The sequence below is a fragment of the Streptomyces sp. NPDC111802 genome (assembly GCF_055634335.1).
This window is the reverse complement of the sequence record NZ_JBVKCZ010000001.1, coordinates 240,552-255,576: the sequence shown is the minus strand read 5'-3', so window position 1 is coordinate 255,576 and position 15,025 is coordinate 240,552. Positions and strand designations below refer to the sequence as shown.

The window sequence follows — 15,025 nt, the reverse complement described above, 5'->3', positions numbered from 1 at the left end:
ACGAGGAGTGCGGGGTAAGCGCCGTGCACATCGTCATCATGGGTTGCGGAAGGGTGGGCTCCGCTCTGGCCCAGACCCTGGAGCAACAAGGGCACACGGTCGCTGTGATCGACCAGGACCCCACCGCGTTCCGCCGGCTGGGCCCCGGTTTCGGTGGCCGCCGCGTCACCGGCGTCGGCTTCGACCAGGACACCCTGCGCGAGGCGGGCATCGAGGAGGCCGGCGCCTTCGCCGCCGTCTCCAGCGGCGACAACTCGAACATCATCTCCGCGCGCGTGGCCCGCGAGATGTTCGGCGTGGAGAACGTCGCGGCCCGTATCTACGACCCCCGCCGCGCCGAGGTCTACCAGCGCCTGGGCATCCCCACCGTGGCCACGGTCCGCTGGACGGCCGACCAGATGCTGCGCCGTCTGCTTCCCTCGGGTGCCGAGCCGTTGTGGCGTGATCCCACCGGCGGCGTCCAGCTCGCCGAGGTGCACGCGTCCGCCGACTGGGTGGGCCACAAGATCAGCCGGCTCCAGGAGGAGACGGGCGTCCGTGTGGCGTTCCTGACCCGGCTCGGCGAGGCGATCCTGCCCACTTCGCAGACGGTGCTGCAGGAGGGCGACCTGGTGCACGTGATGATGCGCACCGATGAGGTCGACAAGGTCGAGGCGGCGTTCGCCAAGGGTCCCGAAGAGGAGGGCGGTCACTGATGAGGGTCGCCATTGCCGGTGCCGGTGCGGTGGGCCGCTCGATCGCGGCCGAGCTGCTGGAGAACGGCCACGAGGTCCTGCTCGTAGACAAGGCGCCGACCGCCATCTCGGTCGAGCGGGTCCCGCAGGCGGAGTGGCTGCTGGCCGACGCGTGCGAGATCACTTCGCTGGACGAGGCGGCGCTGCAGCGCTGCAACGTGGTCATCGCGGCCACGGGTGACGACAAGGTGAACCTGGTCGTGTCCCTGCTGGCGAAGACGGAGTACGGCGTCCCGCGCGTCGTCGCCCGGGTGAACAACCCCAAGAACGAGTGGCTCTTCAACGAGTCCTGGGGCGTGGACGTGGCCGTCTCCACCCCGCGTCTGATGTCGGCCCTGGTCGAGGAGGCGGTGAGCGTCGGCGACCTGGTCCGCCTCCTGCGCTTCAGCCACGGCGACGCCAACCTCGTCGAGCTGACCCTCCCCGAGGAGTCGGCCCTGGCCGGCACCCAGGTCGGCGACGTGGAGTGGCCGCAGGACACGTCCCTGGTGACGATCATCCGCGGCACCCGCGTCCTCACCCCGTCCCGCGAGGACTCCCTGGAGGCGGGCGACGAGCTCCTCTTCGTGGCCGCGCAGGCCCGCGAGGAGCAGCTGGAGGACCTGCTGTCGGTCCGGCGCGAGGAGACGGCGGGCTAGCCGCTCGCCTGATACGAAGGGAAGGGCGCCCCGAGATTTCGGGGCGCCCTTCCCGACCAGCCTGTCCGGCGTTTGAGGTACCTACTCGGCCTGCCCGGCGGCAGCCTTCCGCTCCTCCTCGGCCTTCTCGGCCGCCTCCATCTCCGCGAACACGTCGATGGGCGCCGGCGCCTTCGCGAGGAAGACCCAGGTCAGCCACACGGCCAGCAGGAACGGCGGGATCTTCAGGGCGACGAGGACCCACCCGAGCTGCGCGGTGTCCGCCCACCAGTACAGCGGGAAGAGGATCGCGCACTTGGCCAGGAGGATCAGGCCCCACGCGTAACTGGCCTTGGCGTATGCCTTCTTGCGGCCGGGGTTGCGCGTGCGCCAGGAGAGGTTCTCCTTGAACACCGGGCCGAGGATCAGTCCGATCAGCGGTACACCGCACAGGGTCGTGATGATGTACGCGAGCGCCAGTCCCAGCGTGTAGAGCATGCCGGGCAGATAGAAGTCCTTGGCGTTGCCGGTCATCATCGCGAACACGACACCGAAGGCGACACCGAAGACACCGCTGAAGGCGTGCTTGATGGTGTCGCGCATCACCAGCCGCACGACCACGAGCAACAGGGACACCGCGAGCGCGGCGATGGCCGACAGGTGCAGGTCCTTGTTGATCGTGTAGATGGTGACGAAGAGCAGACCCGGCAGCACCGTCTCGATCATGCCGCGCAGGCCGCCGAAGGCCTCGAACAGCGCGGCCTCGGTCACCGCCCGGGAGTCGTGCTCGGTTTCTGCGGTGGTGTCTTCGGTCGGCTTGTCGAGCGACGTCACCGGCTACTCCCGTCCGAGGGGTCTCAGTTCGTATTTCGGGTTGAACAGCACTCGGCGGCCCCGGCTCATGGAGACCCGACCCGATGCGATCAGCTTGCGCCCGGGCTCTATGCCCACTATGGAGCGCCTGCCGAGCCACACCACGTCCAGGGCGGCGGAGCCGTCGAACAGCTCGGCCTCCAGGGCCGGGACTCCCGCACGCGGCCGCAGGGTGACCGTGCGCAACGTACCAGTAACCGTCACGATCTGCCGGTCATGGCAGTCGCCGATCCTGGTGCATCCGGTGGTCTCGGCGTCCTCTCGCAGCTCCTCGGACTCCAGGTCCTCCTGCGACGAGGAGAGCCGGTCGAGCATGCGCCTGAACCGGCCCACCGACTTTTCGGAACGAGGAACAGCACTCATGACTTGAAGCCTACCGGGGTGCACCGACACTCACGTACCCCTGGTGCCGAGGCCCGAACCGGCCCCGGTCCGGGAGCTCATTTCTCGAACCGGTACCCCATCCCCGGCTCCGTGATGAAGTGCTTGGGATGCGACGGGTCCGCCTCCAGTTTCCTGCGCAGCTGGGCCATGTACACGCGCAGATAGTTCGTCTCCGTCCCGTACGACGGCCCCCACACCTCCTGCAGCAGCTGCTTCTGGCTGACCAGTCGTCCCGTGTTGCGGACCAGCACCTCCAGCAGATGCCACTCCGTGGGAGTCAGCCGTACGTCCCTGCCGCCCCGGTTCACCTTCTTCGCGGCGAGGTCGACGGTGAACCCCCCGGTCTCCACCAGCGCGTCGTCCTCATCGCCCCCGGTGGGGTCGGCCCGGCGGACGGCGGCCCGCAGCCGGGCGAGGAGCTCGTCCATGCCGAACGGTTTCGTGACGTAGTCGTCGGCGCCCGCGTCCAGCGCCTCGACCTTCTCGTCGGAGGAGTGCCGGGCGGACAGCACCAGGATCGGCACCCGGGTCCAGCCGCGCAGCCCGCGGATCACCTCGACGCCGTCCATGTCGGGCAGGCCGAGGTCGAGGACGACCACGTCGGGGTGGCGGGCGGCGGCGAGTTCGAGGGCGGTGGCCCCGTCGTGGGCCGCGTCGACCTCGTACTTTCGGGCCTTGAGGTTGATCACGAGGGCGCGCACGATCTGCGGCTCGTCGTCGATCACCAGAACCCTCGTCGGGGTCTGGGGGGTCCCCCCAGCCGCGCTCACCATGTGGCCTGCCTTTCGAGTTCCACGGGGCGCTCGGCCGCGCCCTCCGCTTGGAGAAGCTCCGCGCGCGATCCCGCCGCCCGGAGGGTGAGCACCATGGTGAGGCCGCCGCCGGGCGTGTCCTCGGCGTTGAGGGTGCCGCCCATCGCCTCGGCGAAGCCGCGCGCCACCGCGAGGCCCAGGCCCACCCCGGCGCCGCGCGGGGCGTCGCCGTAGCGCTGGAAGGGCGCGAAGATGCGCTCCTTGGCCTCGTCCGGCACTCCCGGCCCGCGGTCGACCACACGCACCTCGACGCGGTCCGCGATCGCGCTGGCGGCCACCAGGACCCTGCTGTCGTCCGGGCTGTACTTGACGGCGTTCTCGACCAGATTGGCCACCGCCCGCTCCAGCAGCCCCGGGTCCACGGCGACCATCGGCAGCGTCTCCGGGATGTCCAGCTCCACGCTCGCCTCGGGCACCCCGCCCAGCGCCATCGGCACCACCTCGTCGAGGTCGATCTCCCGGATCAGCGGTGTGACCGTGCCGGTCTGCAGGCGCGACATGTCGAGCAGGTTGCCGACGAGATGGTCCAGCCGGTCCGCGCCCTCCTCGATGCCCTGAAGCAGTTCGGCCTCGTCCTCCTGCGACCACGCCACGTCGTCGGAACGCAGTGAGGACACCGCCGCCTTGATGCCCGCGAGAGGCGTACGCAGGTCATGGCTGACGGCGGCGAGCAGCGCGGTGCGGATCCGATTGCCCTCGGCCAGTTCCTTGGCCTGGTCGGCCTCGCGCTGCAGGCGCTGGCGGTCCAGGACGACGGCGGCCTGAGCGGCGAAGGCGGCGAGTACGCGGCGGTCCTCGGCGGGCAGCACCCGGCCGGTCAGCGCGAGGGCCATGTGGTCACCGACGGGGACGTCGACGTCCGCGTCCTCCGGCCGGGCCGGAGCCGCGCCGGCGCCCACCTGCCCCGCGCAGGTCCACGGGTCGATGTCGCTCTCCCGCTCCAGCAGGGCCGCCGACTCCATGCCGAAGGTCTCGCGGACCCGCTCCAACAGTTCCTCCAGGCCGGTCTCGCCGCGCAGCACGTTCCCGGCGAGGAAGGACAGGATCTCCGACTCGGCGCGCAGCCGGGCCGCCTGGTGGGTGCGGCGGGCCGCGAGGTCCACCACGGAGGCGACCGCGACCGCCACGCAGACGAAGATCACGAGCGCGAGCAGGTTCTTGGGGTCGGCGATGGTGACGCGGTGCAGCGGTGGGGTGAAGAACCAGTTCAGCAGGGCCGAGCCGACCGCCGCCGAGGCCAGTGCCGGGTAGAGACCGCCGAGCAGGGCCGCCGCCACCGTCAGGGTCAGGAACAGCAGCATGTCGTTCGCGAGCCCGAGGTCGGCGTCGACATGGGTCAGCAGCAGGGTGAGCAGGGCCGGACCGCCGACGCCGATGAGCCAGCCCGCGAGGATCCGGGACCGGCCGAGGCGCGCTCCCCTGGTCACGGGCAGTCCGCGGCCCTTGGCGACCTCCTCGTGCGTGACGATGTGCACATCGAGGTCGGGGCCGGACTCCCGGGCCACTGTGGCGCCGACGCCGGGCCCGAAGACGTACTGCCAGCTCTTGCGGCGAGAGGAGCCGAGCACTATCTGGGTGGCGTTCACCCCGCGCGCGAAGGCCAGCAGCGCCGCCGGGATGTCGTCGCCGACGACGTGGTGGAAGGTGCCGCCGAGGTCCTCGACGAGGGTGCGCTGGACGGCCAGTTCCTTCGGCGAGGCGGACGTCAGCCCGTCACTGCGGGAGATGTACACGGCGAGCACCTCACCGCCGGCGCCCTTCTCCGCGAGCCGCGCGGCCCGCCGGATCAGCGTCCGCCCCTCCGGACCGCCGGTCAGGCCGACGACGATCCGCTCCCGCGAACCCCAGATCCGCGACACCCGGTGATCGCTGCGGTACTGCTTGAGGTACTCGTCGACCCGGTCGGCGACCCACAGCAGCGCCAGCTCCCTGAGCGCCGTGAGGTTGCCGGGGCGGAAGTAGTTCGACAGGGCCGCGTCGACCTTGTCCGGCTGGTAGATGTTGCCGTGCGCCATCCGCCGCCGTAGCGCCTGTGGCGACATGTCGACCAGTTCGATCTGGTCCGCCCGGCGCACCACCTCGTCGGGGACCGTCTCCTGCTGCCGTACGCCGGTGATGGACTCGACGACGTCCCCGAGGGACTCCAGGTGCTGGATGTTGACGGTCGATATGACGTCGATGCCGGCCGCCAGCAGCTCCGCCACGTCCTGCCAGCGCTTGGCGTTGCGCGAGCCAGGGATGTTGGTGTGGGCGAGCTCGTCGACGAGGGCGACCTGGGGACGCCGGGCCAGAACGGCGTCGATGTCCATCTCGGTGAACCGGCTCTTGCGGTACTCCAGCTCCTTGCGCCGCACTTGTTCGAGCCCGTGGAGCATCACCTCGGTGCGCGGCCGGTCGTGGCGCTCCACGAAGGCGACGACGCAGTCGGTGCCCCGCTCCACACGCCGGTGCGCCTCGGACAGCATCGCGTACGTCTTGCCGACGCCCGGTGCCGCACCGAGGTAGATCCGAAGCTTGCCGCGTCCCATGGTCCCCATTGTGTTCCGGTCCCTGTTGCCTACGCAGCGTCGACCTTACGGCCAATAATCGCGACAAATGGGGCCGGGTCCCGCGGCGGGGGCGTCTTTGACGCAACTCTGACGCTCCCGCCGCGTGTCCTGCGTCTCAGCCGGGGTTGTCGCCGTGGGTGAGGGTCTCCCAGGCCACGAAGAGGTTGTTGGAGCCGGCCGGGCGGCCCTGCTCGGTGAGCATCTGGGTGTTGGTCATCGCGATGCCGAGCCGGTTGTGCAGGGCGTTGTAGCCGACCTCGGTCACGGGGCCGAGGCCCAGCTTCAGCGAGCCGCCGCACAGCCAGCTCGGGGCCGCCGTGCCCAGCTGGTACTTCGCCTGGAACCCGAGCGCCTGCCGCAGCCGCTCGCCGACGTCCGTGCCGTACAGGTCCTGGCCCTGGATACGGCTGGTCTCGGCGACGTGCGAGATCGCGGAGACGCCGTACCCGGTGTGGGTGAAGTCGCGGCAGGTCTCCTGGGTGAGGCCGGTGACGAAGGTGCCCTGTCCCTGCCAGTAGTTGACGATCTTCTCGCGGGTGTCGAGGTTCTGGCTCGGCACGGTCTTCGGCAGATCGCCGTCGGAGGAGAGATAGACATAGGCGGCCGTGCGGGTGCGGAACTTCGCCATGGCCTTGTCGTACGACGCCTTGTCCTCCAGGAAGACGGAGATGCCGACGGCGGCCTCCATCATCGACAGCTCCCAGTTCCCGTTGGAGTTCGAGCCGTTGATGATCTCGGGCAGATAGACATCGCGGAGCATGGTGGCGAACCGGCCGGAGTTCGCCCAGCTCCCGGTGTACGTGTACTTGATGATCTCGGCGGCCCTGGGCCAGGAGGAACCGGCCCAGCCCGTCTGGAGGGGCGCGTTGCTGTTGGTGTGGTCCCTGATCACCGCGGACCAGGCGTCCATCAGCTCGATGGCCTTCTTCGCGTGCCGCTCGTCGCGGGTGATGTACCAGGCGAGGGCCTGGGTGTAGGCGGCTATCGCGTCCTCGCGCTCGTCGGTGCAGCCGTAGTTCGGGTTCGAGTACGAGCCGCACTCGACGACCGCGCGGGGCTTGGGCGTGCGGTTCAGATCGGCGTACTTGCTCGCCATCATCTGGTCGAACGCGCCCTTCCAGGGCTGGGCGCCGGCGTTGACCTTGGAACGGGCGAAGTCCAGCTGGGACTTGGAGACGGTGACTCCGGGATGGGCGAAGGTGCTGGGGGCGGCACCGGCGGGCCAGGCGAGGACACCGGCGACGAGGGCGGCCGCGGCCGCGAGGAGTGCGGTTCTGCGCATGCGTGGGGGGCCTTCCGTTCTCGTATATGAACGTGAAGCGCCTTTATGAACAGACGCGTTGGCCGGAGACGGTAGGTACAGACCAATGCGCCGTCAAGAGTTCACGCACGAGGTTCACGGCACGGGATTCACGCACGAGAAAGGGCCGCATCCCGTACGGGGATGCGGCCCTGGTGTCTCTACGTTGCTCAGCGAACCTCTGTGATCTCCGGTCCGCGCTGGAGCTGGCCCATGCCGCCGGAGAAGCGGGAACCGGCCTCTTCCTGCTGAACGCCCTCGGGCACCATCTGGGCGTCGTTAGGCAGCTGCAGGACGATCGGGTCGCGGGGCGCCATCGGGCCCTCACCGCGGACCACGACCGTGTCCCGGAAGATCTGCTCCAGCAGACCGGCCGCCTGCGGCTGCACCGCACCCTGGCCCGAGATCACACCGCGCAGGAACCAGCGGGGACCGTCCACGCCGACGAACCGCACGACCTGGAAACCGCTCGTGCCGTCCGGCAGTTGCACCGGCACCTGGGCCCGCAGCTCCCACCCGAGCGGCCCCTCGACCTCGTCGATGATGCCACCCTGCTGGGTGATGCCGGAGCCGATCTCCTCGCGCACCTCGCTCCAGATGCCCTCACGCTTGGGCGCGGCGAAGGCCTGGAGCTGGATGGCGCTGTCGCGCAGCACCACGGTCGCCGCGACGATCGCGTCGCCCGCGACCTCCACACGCAGTTCCATGCCGTCGACGCCCGGCACGAACATGCCGCCCAGGTCCACCCGACCCTCGCCGGGCTCACGGACCTCGGAGCTGTCCCACGGCCCGTCGGGACGCGGTTCCGGTTCCAGCCGTACGCGCTCACGCGTGCCGTCGTCGTCCGCCTCAGAGTCGATGTCGACGACCTGCTCGGGCTCGCCGGCCGCGTCCTCGGCGGCACCCTTCTTGTTGCGACGTCCGAACACGTCACTGTCCTTCCCGGTCGGATACGACCGAAGCGTATCGATTCCCACCCGTAGTACCGCCTTCGGCGGCCTGACCGCTTGTATCGCTTGTAACGCCCACCGCGGCATGGCCGCCGGTGGACCCGAAGCCCCCCTTGGCCCGTGCCGAATCGGGAAGCTCCGCGACCTCCTGGAAGCGGACCCTCTCGACCTGCTGGACAACCAGTTGGGCAATCCGGTCGAAGCGCTCGAACCGCACGGACTCGTGCGGGTCGAGATTCACCACGATCACCTTGATCTCCCCACGGTACCCGGCATCAACCGTCCCCGGGGCATTCACCAGGGCGACACCGAGACGGGCGGCGAGGCCGGAACGCGGGTGCACGAAAGCCGCGTACCCCTCCGGGAGGGCGATCGACACCCCGGTGGGCAGTACGGCCCGCTCCCCGGGCTTCAGTTCGCGGCTCTCGGTGGTGCGCAGATCGGCTCCCGCGTCGCCAGGTTGCGCGTACGTCGGAAGCGGTACGTCCGGGTCGACGCGCCGGATCAGCACGTCCAGGGGGGCACGGCTCACGGGTTCACCTCGAAGGCGCGGGCGCGACGGAACTGGTCCGGGTCGTCCATGGCGGCCCGGATCTCCTCCGGGCGACCGTTGTCGATGAAGTGGTCGACCTTCACCTCGATGAACAGGGCGTCGGCACGGACGGCGACCGGTCCGTCGGGACCGCCGATCCGCCCGGTGGCGGTGGAGAAGATCTTGCGGCCCGCCACGGCCGTCACCTCGGCCTCCAGATACAGGACGGTGCCCACCGGAACCGGCCGCACGAAGTCGGTCTCCAGCCGCCCGGTCACGGCGATGGTCCGCAGCAGCCAGTTGAGCGAGCCGAGGGTCTCGTCGAGGGCGGACGCGAGGACACCGCCATGGGCGAGCCCGGGTGCCCCCTGGTGGGCGCGCTGCACGGTGAACTCGGCGGTGATGCTCACGCCGTCCCCGGCCCGCGCCTCCAGATGCAGTCCGTGGGGCTGCTCGCCGCCACAGCCGAAACACTCGCCGTAGTGCGCGCCGAGGAGCTCACCGGGCGCGGGAGCATCCGGGTGCCGCACGGGTTTCACGGCGTCTGCCGGGGGCTCAAGAGCTGCGGAAGTACCTCTCACAGCCGCAGACCTTACCCGCGCGTCGGCAGCAATCGGACACCGTGCCAAGCTTGCCTCCATGCAGCTCTCCGCCGCCCCGTACGAAGAACGCCTCACGGCCCCCCGCTCCTGGTGGCTGATCTCGTTCCTGGTCGGGCTCTCCCTGGCCCTGATCCTTCTGCCGTTCGGCACGCTGCCCATGCTCGCCGGCCTGGCCGGCGGCACCGCCGCGGCGGCCGTCATGGCCAGTTCGTACGGCTCGATCCGCATCCGTGTGGTGGGGGACTCGCTGATCGCGGGCGAGGCGAAGGTCCCGCTGCGGGCATTGGGCGAGGCACACGTCCTGGACGCGGAGGAGGCCCGCGCCTGGCGCACCCACAAGGCCGACACCCGGGCCTTCCTGCTCCTGCGCGCCTACATCCCCACGGCGCTGCGCGTGGAGGTCACGGACCCCGAGGACCCGACGCCGTACCTGTATCTGTCGACCCGTGAGCCGGAGCGCCTGGCGGAGGCGATCAGGGCGGCCAAGGCCGCGGCCTAGCACACCAGATCGGGCCGTCACCGGCCCGGTCAAGACTTGTTCTCGGCCTCGCAAAACTTCGCCGCGCCGCTCCGGACGGCCTCTCGAAGGGCGGGCGCTCAGCCGCCGCCCCCGAGTTCCTCGCGCCTGTGATCGCTCGCCGTGTCACCCATCGGCAGCGGCTGTGCCGGGCGCTCCAGCGGCGGCAGTTCGGGCAGTTCCTCCCATGGCACCTGCATCCTCCGCAGGTCCGTGCGGATCCGCGCCGCGACCTTCTTGGTGTCCCGGCGGTTCATGACCGCGCCCACGGCGGCTCCCACCATGAAGGGCATCAGGTTCGGCAGGTTCCGCACCATCCGCTTCATGATCTGCTGACGCAGCTCCCGCTTCATCTGCCCGCCGAGCGCGGCGTTGACCGTCGCCGGTTTCATGGGGTCGATGCCGCGCTCCTCGGTCCACGAGGAGAGATACGCGGCGCTGCGCTCGCGCAGATTGCCGGGCGGGCGTACGCCGTACACCTCGTGCAGTTCGGCGATCAGCTTCATCTCGATCGCCGCCACAGCGGTGATCTCGGCGGCCAGCTCGGCCGGCATCGCCGGTGGCACCGGCAGCATCGCCGCCGCGCCGACTCCGGCGCCGACCGTCGAGCTCGCGTTCGCCGCGCCCCCGACGAGTTTGTCCGCGAGTTGTTCGGGTCCGAGGCCCGGGAACTGCCGTTGAAGCGTCGCGAGGTCCCGTACGGGGATCCTCGGGGCATTCTCGATGATCCGGTCGGCGAGGTACCCGAGCCCCGCTCTGGCGGCGCTGCCGCCCTTACGGACGCCTTCCCTGGCCCTTTCCCGGATCACCGCCCCCCTGCGTCTTGCGACGGGCGCGGGAGCCTCCACCGACGCCGGGAGGTCAGCCCCGGACATCGGTTCGAGCGAGGCTCCCTTGTCAGATGAGCCCCGCTCGTCGTCACGCGCGCCGTACGAGCCGTCGGACGGCCCTTGGTCCGCTTCCCGCTTCAGAAAGCGGCGCTTCCGAGGAGGGGTCGAGCCAGTCATGCCCGACCCGTCCTCAGTCGCAGTCGCGGCAGATCGGCTGACCGTTCTTCTCCCTGGCCAGCTGGCTGCGGTGGTGCACCAGGAAGCAGCTCATGCAGGTGAACTCGTCCTGCTGCTTGGGCAGCACCCGGACGGCCAGCTCCTCATTCGAGAGGTCCGCTCCGGGCAGCTCCAGGCCTTCGGCGGCCTCGAACTCGTCGACGTCCACAGCGGACGTCGACTTGTCGTTCCGCCTGGCCTTCAGCTCTTCAAGGCTGTCCGAGTCGACGTCGTCGTCGGTCTTGCGTGGGGTGTCGTAATCCGTTGCCATGTCGCTCTCCCCCTCTGGGTGTCTGCGGTGTCTCCAGCGCACGTAACGCGTGAGAGGCCGGACTTGTGCCCGACCTGAGGCGGAGATTTTGCCTCACATCAAGGTCTGTTACTCAATCGACACCCAACCGGACTCCTCAAGAGTGATCGGCTTGGATGGCGAACGGGACCGTACACGGTCCTAATGCCGCAGTTCAAAGGCGTCTCACCGTGTACTTCCCGTGATCAGGACCCCCGAAAACCCGGATTTTCCCGGCTTTCCGACAGGTCGGATGATCACCGAGAGTAGATGGCCGGAAAACCGCTCTTGTGATCGATCACACACGTGAGCGCTAGCTCGGCCTTCAGAAAATTCCGCGCAAAGCGAACATCCCCCCAACTGCGGTAGCTGTCGGCGCATATGTTCTCAGACGGGAAGGGTGACTCGCATCACGAGCCCTCCGCCTTCGCGAGGCTGCGCCGCGATGTGCCCGCCATGAGCCCGCACCACGGACCGCACGATGGACAGCCCCAGGCCCACACCCTTGTCGCTGCCCGTGCGCTCCGTACGCAGGCGTCTGAACGGCTCGAAGAGGTTGTCGATCTCGTACGCCGGCACCACCGGCCCGGTGTTCGAGACGACCAGGACCGCCTGCCCGTGCTGGACGTCGGTGGTGACCTCGACCCAGCCGCCCTCCGGGACGTTGTACCGGACGGCGTTCTGCACCAGGTTCAGGGCGATGCGCTCCAGCAGGACGCCGTTGCCCTGGACCACCGCGGGCTTCTGCTCGCCACGGATCACCACGCCCTTCGTCTCCGCCTCGCCGTGCACCTGGTCGACCGCCTGCTCGGCGACCTCGGCGAGGTCGACCGGCTTGCGCTCGACGATCTGGTTGTCGCTGCGGGCGAGCAGCAGCAGGCCCTCCACGAGCTGCTCACTGCGCTCGTTGGTGGCCAGCAGCGTCTTGCCGAGCTGCTGTAGCTCCACCGGGGCGTTCGGGTCGGACAGGTGCACCTCCAGCAGCGTGCGGTTGATCGCCAGCGGTGTCCGCAGCTCGTGCGAGGCGTTGCCGACGAAGCGCTGCTGGGCGGTGAAGGCCCGCTGCAGCCGCTCCAGCATCTCGTCGAAGGTGTCGGCCAGTTCCTTCAGCTCGTCGTCCGGGCCGTCCAGCTCGATACGGCGGGACAGGTCCGAACCCGCCACCGCGCGGGCCGTGCGGGTGATCCGGCCCAGCGGCGAGAGCACCCGGCCGGCCATGGCGTAGCCGAAGGCGAAGGCGATGATCGCGAGGCCGAGCAGGGCGAGCAGCGACCGGCTGAGCAGATCGTCCAGGGCGACCCGGCGTTGATCGTCGATGCAGGCGCTGACCGCTTCGTTGAACTGCGGGTAGGTGAGGTTGGTGGCGTTGTTGATCGCGGAGCAGTTGTCGCTGGTGACCCTGAGCTGGTCGCCGTCCACGATCTTGAACAGCGGCTCGTTGCCGGTGTTGATCGCCTGCGCGGCCAGCAGGTAGATGATCGACAGCAGCAGGATGCCGGCGATCAGGAACATTCCGCCGTACAGCAGCGTGAGCCTTATCCGGATGGTCGGGCGCAGCCACGGGAACTGCGGCTCCGACCTGCGGGGGTCCCAGGTGGGCTTCGGGGGCGCCTGGGGCGGCGCGGGGGTGGCGGCCATGGCGGATCAGATCCGGTAGCCGGAACCGGGCACGGTGACGATGACCGGCGGTTCGCCCAGCTTGCGGCGCAGCGTCATCACGGTCACCCGCACGACGTTCGTGAACGGGTCGGTGTTCTCGTCCCAGGCCTTCTCCAGGAGCTGCTCGGCCGAGACGACCGCGCCCTCGCTGCGCATCAGCACCTCCAGGACGGCGAACTCCTTCGGCGCGAGCTGCACCTCCTTGCCGTCGCGGAAGACCTCGCGGCGGTTCGGGTCGAGCTTGATGCCGGCGCGCTCCAGGACGGGCGGCAGCGGCACGCTCGTACGGCGGCCGAGGGCACGCACGCGTGCCGTCAGCTCGCTGAAGGCGAAGGGCTTGGGGAGGTAGTCGTCGGCCCCGATCTCCAGTCCCTCGACCCGGTCGCTGACGTCGCCGGAAGCCGTGAGCATCAGCACGCGGGTGGGCATGCCCAGTTCGACGATCTTGCGGCAGACGTCGTCGCCGTGCACCAGCGGGAGGTCGCGGTCCAGGACGACCACGTCGTAGTCGTTGACGCCGATGCGCTCCAGGGCGGCCGCACCGTCGTACACGACGTCGACGGCCATGGCCTCCCGGCGCAGTCCGGTGGCCACCGCATCGGCGAGCAGCTGCTCGTCCTCGACGACGAGTACGCGCACGTCGCTTGTCCTTCCTGTGTCCACCCGCGTAGCGCTTGTGCCGCACGCGGGCAGGGGTCCTGGTCTGGTGTGTAGGCCTCCATCCTGCCCTTTTCGGCCATAAGTCGGCGGTAAGACGGGTGAGCGGCCCTTGAAGGACGGGTGTGAGACCCGGGAATGCGAGATTTTCTCGTCCGGTTGAGGTTTCCGTGGAAGAGAGCGCGGGGAGGACGGCATGTACACCCCGCGATCACGCTCTGCATGTACCGCAGCACCATGCGGTACGGCGCAATCCGCTTTCCGCAGAGCGGGTGTGGGTGTCCGGCACCGTCGCCGCCCAGCACGGGCAGCGCTGGGCACCTACCGGAGACGTGATCGTCCCTTCCTAACGGCACACCCCCGTGCCACCGACCCACGACCCAGGACGAGGGGGCGCAGCATGGACGCATTCACCGCAGGACTTCTGCAGCGCATAAGGACGACCGAGTCCGACCTGACGCGGGCTCGTGACGAGGGCGACGAGTTCCTCGTCGAGGTGGAGCAGGGCGAGCTCGACGACCTGCGCCGCCTCGCCGCCGAGCATGGTGTGGAAGTCGGCATGTCCGGCGTCTGACCGGCTGGTAAGCACCACAGCGGGCCCCCGGCGAATCCAGCGCCGGGGGCCCGCTGCTGTCCGCGGCCGACGCCCTGGTGACGCCCGCTGCGGTCCCGTCAGTCGTGCCCCGTCAGTCGTGCCAGGCGCCGAAGCCCTCCAGAAGCTGCTGGAGCGGCTCGAAGACCCCCGGCGTCGCGGCGACCGCCAGCTCGCGGGAGGGCCGCTCCCCCGGCCGTCCACCGGTCAGCGCGCCGGCCTCGCGGGCGATCAGGTCCCCCGCGGCCAGGTCCCAGGCGTTGAGACCCCGCTCGTAGTAGCCGTCCAGGCGGCCCGCCGCCAGGTCGCACAGGTCGATCGCGGCCGAGCCGCCGCGACGGATGTCGCGCAGGAGGGGGATCAGCCGCTGGGCCACGTCGGCCTGGTGGGTGCGGACCTCGGTGACGTAGTTGAAGCCCGTGGAGACCAGGGCCTGGTCCAGGGGTGCCATAGGGCGGCAGCGCAGCCTGCGTTCGCCGTCCCAGGAGCCGGTGGCCCAGGCGCCGGTGCCACGGACCGCGTGGTACGTCTCGCCGCGCATCGGGACCGCGACCACTCCGGCCACCGTCTCGCCGTCCTGCTCGGCGGCGATGGAGACGGACCAGGTCGGCAGGCCGTAGAGGTAGTTGACCGTGCCGTCCAGGGGGTCGATCACCCAGCGGATGCCGCTCGTGCCCTCGGTGGCGGCGCCCTCCTCGCCGAGGAAGCCGTCGTCGGGGCGGTGCTCGGAGATCAGGTTCGTGATCAGCTTCTCCGCCGCGATGTCCATCTCGGTGACCACGTCGATCGGGCTCGACTTGGTCGCCGCGACGGCCAGGTCGGCCGGGCGGCCGTCACGCAGGAGTTCACCGGCGCGGCGGGCGGCCTCCTGGGCCAGGGTGAGCAGTTCCGTGTGCAGGGCGTCGGTCACGG

The 15,025-nt window shown here is 69.9% G+C and carries 17 protein-coding genes; 4 read left to right on the top strand and 13 right to left on the bottom strand.

The features are described 5' to 3' along the window. Positions 1 to 23 precede the first annotated feature (23 nt). Positions 24 to 695 (top strand): potassium channel family protein, encoded by a 672-nt coding sequence (locus ACZ7NC_RS01180; protein ID WP_330356570.1) that lies wholly within the window; start codon positions 24 to 26, stop codon positions 693 to 695. After that, on the top strand, positions 695 to 1,372 hold the full coding sequence (locus tag ACZ7NC_RS01175; protein ID WP_471483803.1) for a potassium channel family protein: 678 nt from the start codon (positions 695 to 697) through the stop codon (positions 1,370 to 1,372). The genes ACZ7NC_RS01180 and ACZ7NC_RS01175 overlap by 1 nt, the downstream gene beginning before the upstream one ends. Before the next feature lie 81 nt (positions 1,373 to 1,453). Here the strand turns inward: ACZ7NC_RS01175 and ACZ7NC_RS01170 are convergent, their stop codons facing one another. The 8 genes from ACZ7NC_RS01170 to ACZ7NC_RS01135 all read right to left on the bottom strand — a co-directional run bounded on the left by ACZ7NC_RS01170 (position 1,454) and on the right by ACZ7NC_RS01135 (position 9,332). Then, positions 1,454 to 2,185 (bottom strand): DUF3159 domain-containing protein, encoded by a 732-nt coding sequence (locus ACZ7NC_RS01170; RefSeq protein ID WP_471483801.1) that lies wholly within the window; start codon positions 2,183 to 2,185, stop codon positions 1,454 to 1,456. A gap of 3 nt (positions 2,186 to 2,188) precedes the next feature. Next, positions 2,189 to 2,587, bottom strand: a complete 399-nt coding sequence (locus tag ACZ7NC_RS01165; protein ID WP_471483799.1) for an OB-fold nucleic acid binding domain-containing protein — start codon at positions 2,585 to 2,587, stop codon at positions 2,189 to 2,191. 77 nt (positions 2,588 to 2,664) lie between these two features. Next, positions 2,665 to 3,381, bottom strand: a complete 717-nt coding sequence (locus ACZ7NC_RS01160; RefSeq protein WP_471483797.1) for a response regulator — start codon at positions 3,379 to 3,381, stop codon at positions 2,665 to 2,667. After that, on the bottom strand, positions 3,375 to 5,948 hold the full coding sequence (locus ACZ7NC_RS01155; RefSeq protein ID WP_471483796.1) for a DUF4118 domain-containing protein: 2,574 nt from the start codon (positions 5,946 to 5,948) through the stop codon (positions 3,375 to 3,377). The genes ACZ7NC_RS01160 and ACZ7NC_RS01155 overlap by 7 nt, the downstream gene beginning before the upstream one ends. A 136-nt stretch (positions 5,949 to 6,084) precedes the next feature. Then, positions 6,085 to 7,251, bottom strand: coding sequence for an alginate lyase family protein (locus ACZ7NC_RS01150; RefSeq protein WP_471483793.1), 1,167 nt, complete (start codon positions 7,249 to 7,251; stop codon positions 6,085 to 6,087). 188 nt (positions 7,252 to 7,439) lie between these two features. Further along, positions 7,440 to 8,198, bottom strand: coding sequence for a DUF3710 domain-containing protein (locus ACZ7NC_RS01145; protein ID WP_471483791.1), 759 nt, complete (start codon positions 8,196 to 8,198; stop codon positions 7,440 to 7,442). 1 nt (position 8,199) lies between these two features. Continuing rightward, positions 8,200 to 8,751, bottom strand: a complete 552-nt coding sequence (gene dut / locus ACZ7NC_RS01140) for a dUTP diphosphatase (protein WP_471483790.1) — start codon at positions 8,749 to 8,751, stop codon at positions 8,200 to 8,202. Further along, a complete protein-coding gene (locus tag ACZ7NC_RS01135) occupies positions 8,748 to 9,332 on the bottom strand; it encodes a PaaI family thioesterase (RefSeq protein ID WP_471483788.1) in 585 nt (194 codons plus the stop codon). Before ACZ7NC_RS01135 ends, dut begins: the two co-directional genes overlap by 4 nt. Positions 9,333 to 9,390: 58 nt before the next feature. On the opposite strand from ACZ7NC_RS01135, the gene ACZ7NC_RS01130 reads away from it, so the two are divergent. Next, on the top strand, positions 9,391 to 9,852 hold the full coding sequence (locus ACZ7NC_RS01130; RefSeq protein ID WP_471483786.1) for a DUF3093 domain-containing protein: 462 nt from the start codon (positions 9,391 to 9,393) through the stop codon (positions 9,850 to 9,852). A 98-nt stretch (positions 9,853 to 9,950) separates the two neighbouring features. Here ACZ7NC_RS01130 and ACZ7NC_RS01125 read toward each other — a convergent pair whose 3' ends face one another. From ACZ7NC_RS01125 to ACZ7NC_RS01110, 4 genes are all read right to left on the bottom strand, one after another. Then, complete coding sequence (locus tag ACZ7NC_RS01125) at positions 9,951 to 10,877, bottom strand: hypothetical protein (protein WP_471483785.1); 927 nt, start codon at positions 10,875 to 10,877, stop codon at positions 9,951 to 9,953. Between the two features lie 13 nt (positions 10,878 to 10,890). After that, on the bottom strand, positions 10,891 to 11,187 hold the full coding sequence (locus ACZ7NC_RS01120) for a DUF4193 domain-containing protein (protein WP_005481602.1): 297 nt from the start codon (positions 11,185 to 11,187) through the stop codon (positions 10,891 to 10,893). A 405-nt stretch (positions 11,188 to 11,592) separates the two neighbouring features. After that, entirely contained in the window at positions 11,593 to 12,843 is a 1,251-nt protein-coding gene (locus ACZ7NC_RS01115; RefSeq protein ID WP_471483784.1) for a sensor histidine kinase, read from the bottom strand. A gap of 6 nt (positions 12,844 to 12,849) precedes the next feature. After that, positions 12,850 to 13,503, bottom strand: coding sequence for a response regulator transcription factor (locus ACZ7NC_RS01110; protein ID WP_007385219.1), 654 nt, complete (start codon positions 13,501 to 13,503; stop codon positions 12,850 to 12,852). Between the two features lie 418 nt (positions 13,504 to 13,921). On the opposite strand from ACZ7NC_RS01110, the gene ACZ7NC_RS01105 reads away from it, so the two are divergent. Next, positions 13,922 to 14,095, top strand: coding sequence for a hypothetical protein (locus tag ACZ7NC_RS01105; protein ID WP_471483782.1), 174 nt, complete (start codon positions 13,922 to 13,924; stop codon positions 14,093 to 14,095). A 112-nt stretch (positions 14,096 to 14,207) separates the two neighbouring features. On the opposite strand, the gene ACZ7NC_RS01100 is transcribed toward ACZ7NC_RS01105, so the two are convergent. Continuing rightward, positions 14,208 to 15,023: an inositol monophosphatase family protein gene (locus ACZ7NC_RS01100; RefSeq protein WP_471483781.1), complete on the bottom strand. Its 816-nt coding sequence runs from the start codon at positions 15,021 to 15,023 to the stop codon at positions 14,208 to 14,210. Positions 15,024 to 15,025 lie beyond the last annotated feature (2 nt).

Coding starts and splice junctions, on each gene's coding strand:
- ACZ7NC_RS01175 (WP_471483803.1), top strand. CDS start 695: ATGAGGGTCGCCATTGCCGGTGCCGGTGCGGTGGGCCGCTCGATCGCG.
- ACZ7NC_RS01165 (WP_471483799.1), bottom strand. CDS start 2,587: ATGAGTGCTGTTCCTCGTTCCGAAAAGTCGGTGGGCCGGTTCAGGCGC.
- ACZ7NC_RS01160 (WP_471483797.1), bottom strand. CDS start 3,381: ATGGTGAGCGCGGCTGGGGGGACCCCCCAGACCCCGACGAGGGTTCTG.
- ACZ7NC_RS01155 (WP_471483796.1), bottom strand. CDS start 5,948: ATGGGACGCGGCAAGCTTCGGATCTACCTCGGTGCGGCACCGGGCGTC.
- ACZ7NC_RS01150 (WP_471483793.1), bottom strand. CDS start 7,251: ATGCGCAGAACCGCACTCCTCGCGGCCGCGGCCGCCCTCGTCGCCGGT.
- ACZ7NC_RS01130 (WP_471483786.1), top strand. CDS start 9,391: ATGCAGCTCTCCGCCGCCCCGTACGAAGAACGCCTCACGGCCCCCCGC.
- ACZ7NC_RS01125 (WP_471483785.1), bottom strand. CDS start 10,877: ATGACTGGCTCGACCCCTCCTCGGAAGCGCCGCTTTCTGAAGCGGGAA.
- ACZ7NC_RS01120 (WP_005481602.1), bottom strand. CDS start 11,187: ATGGCAACGGATTACGACACCCCACGCAAGACCGACGACGACGTCGAC.
- ACZ7NC_RS01115 (WP_471483784.1), bottom strand. CDS start 12,843: ATGGCCGCCACCCCCGCGCCGCCCCAGGCGCCCCCGAAGCCCACCTGG.
- ACZ7NC_RS01105 (WP_471483782.1), top strand. CDS start 13,922: ATGGACGCATTCACCGCAGGACTTCTGCAGCGCATAAGGACGACCGAG.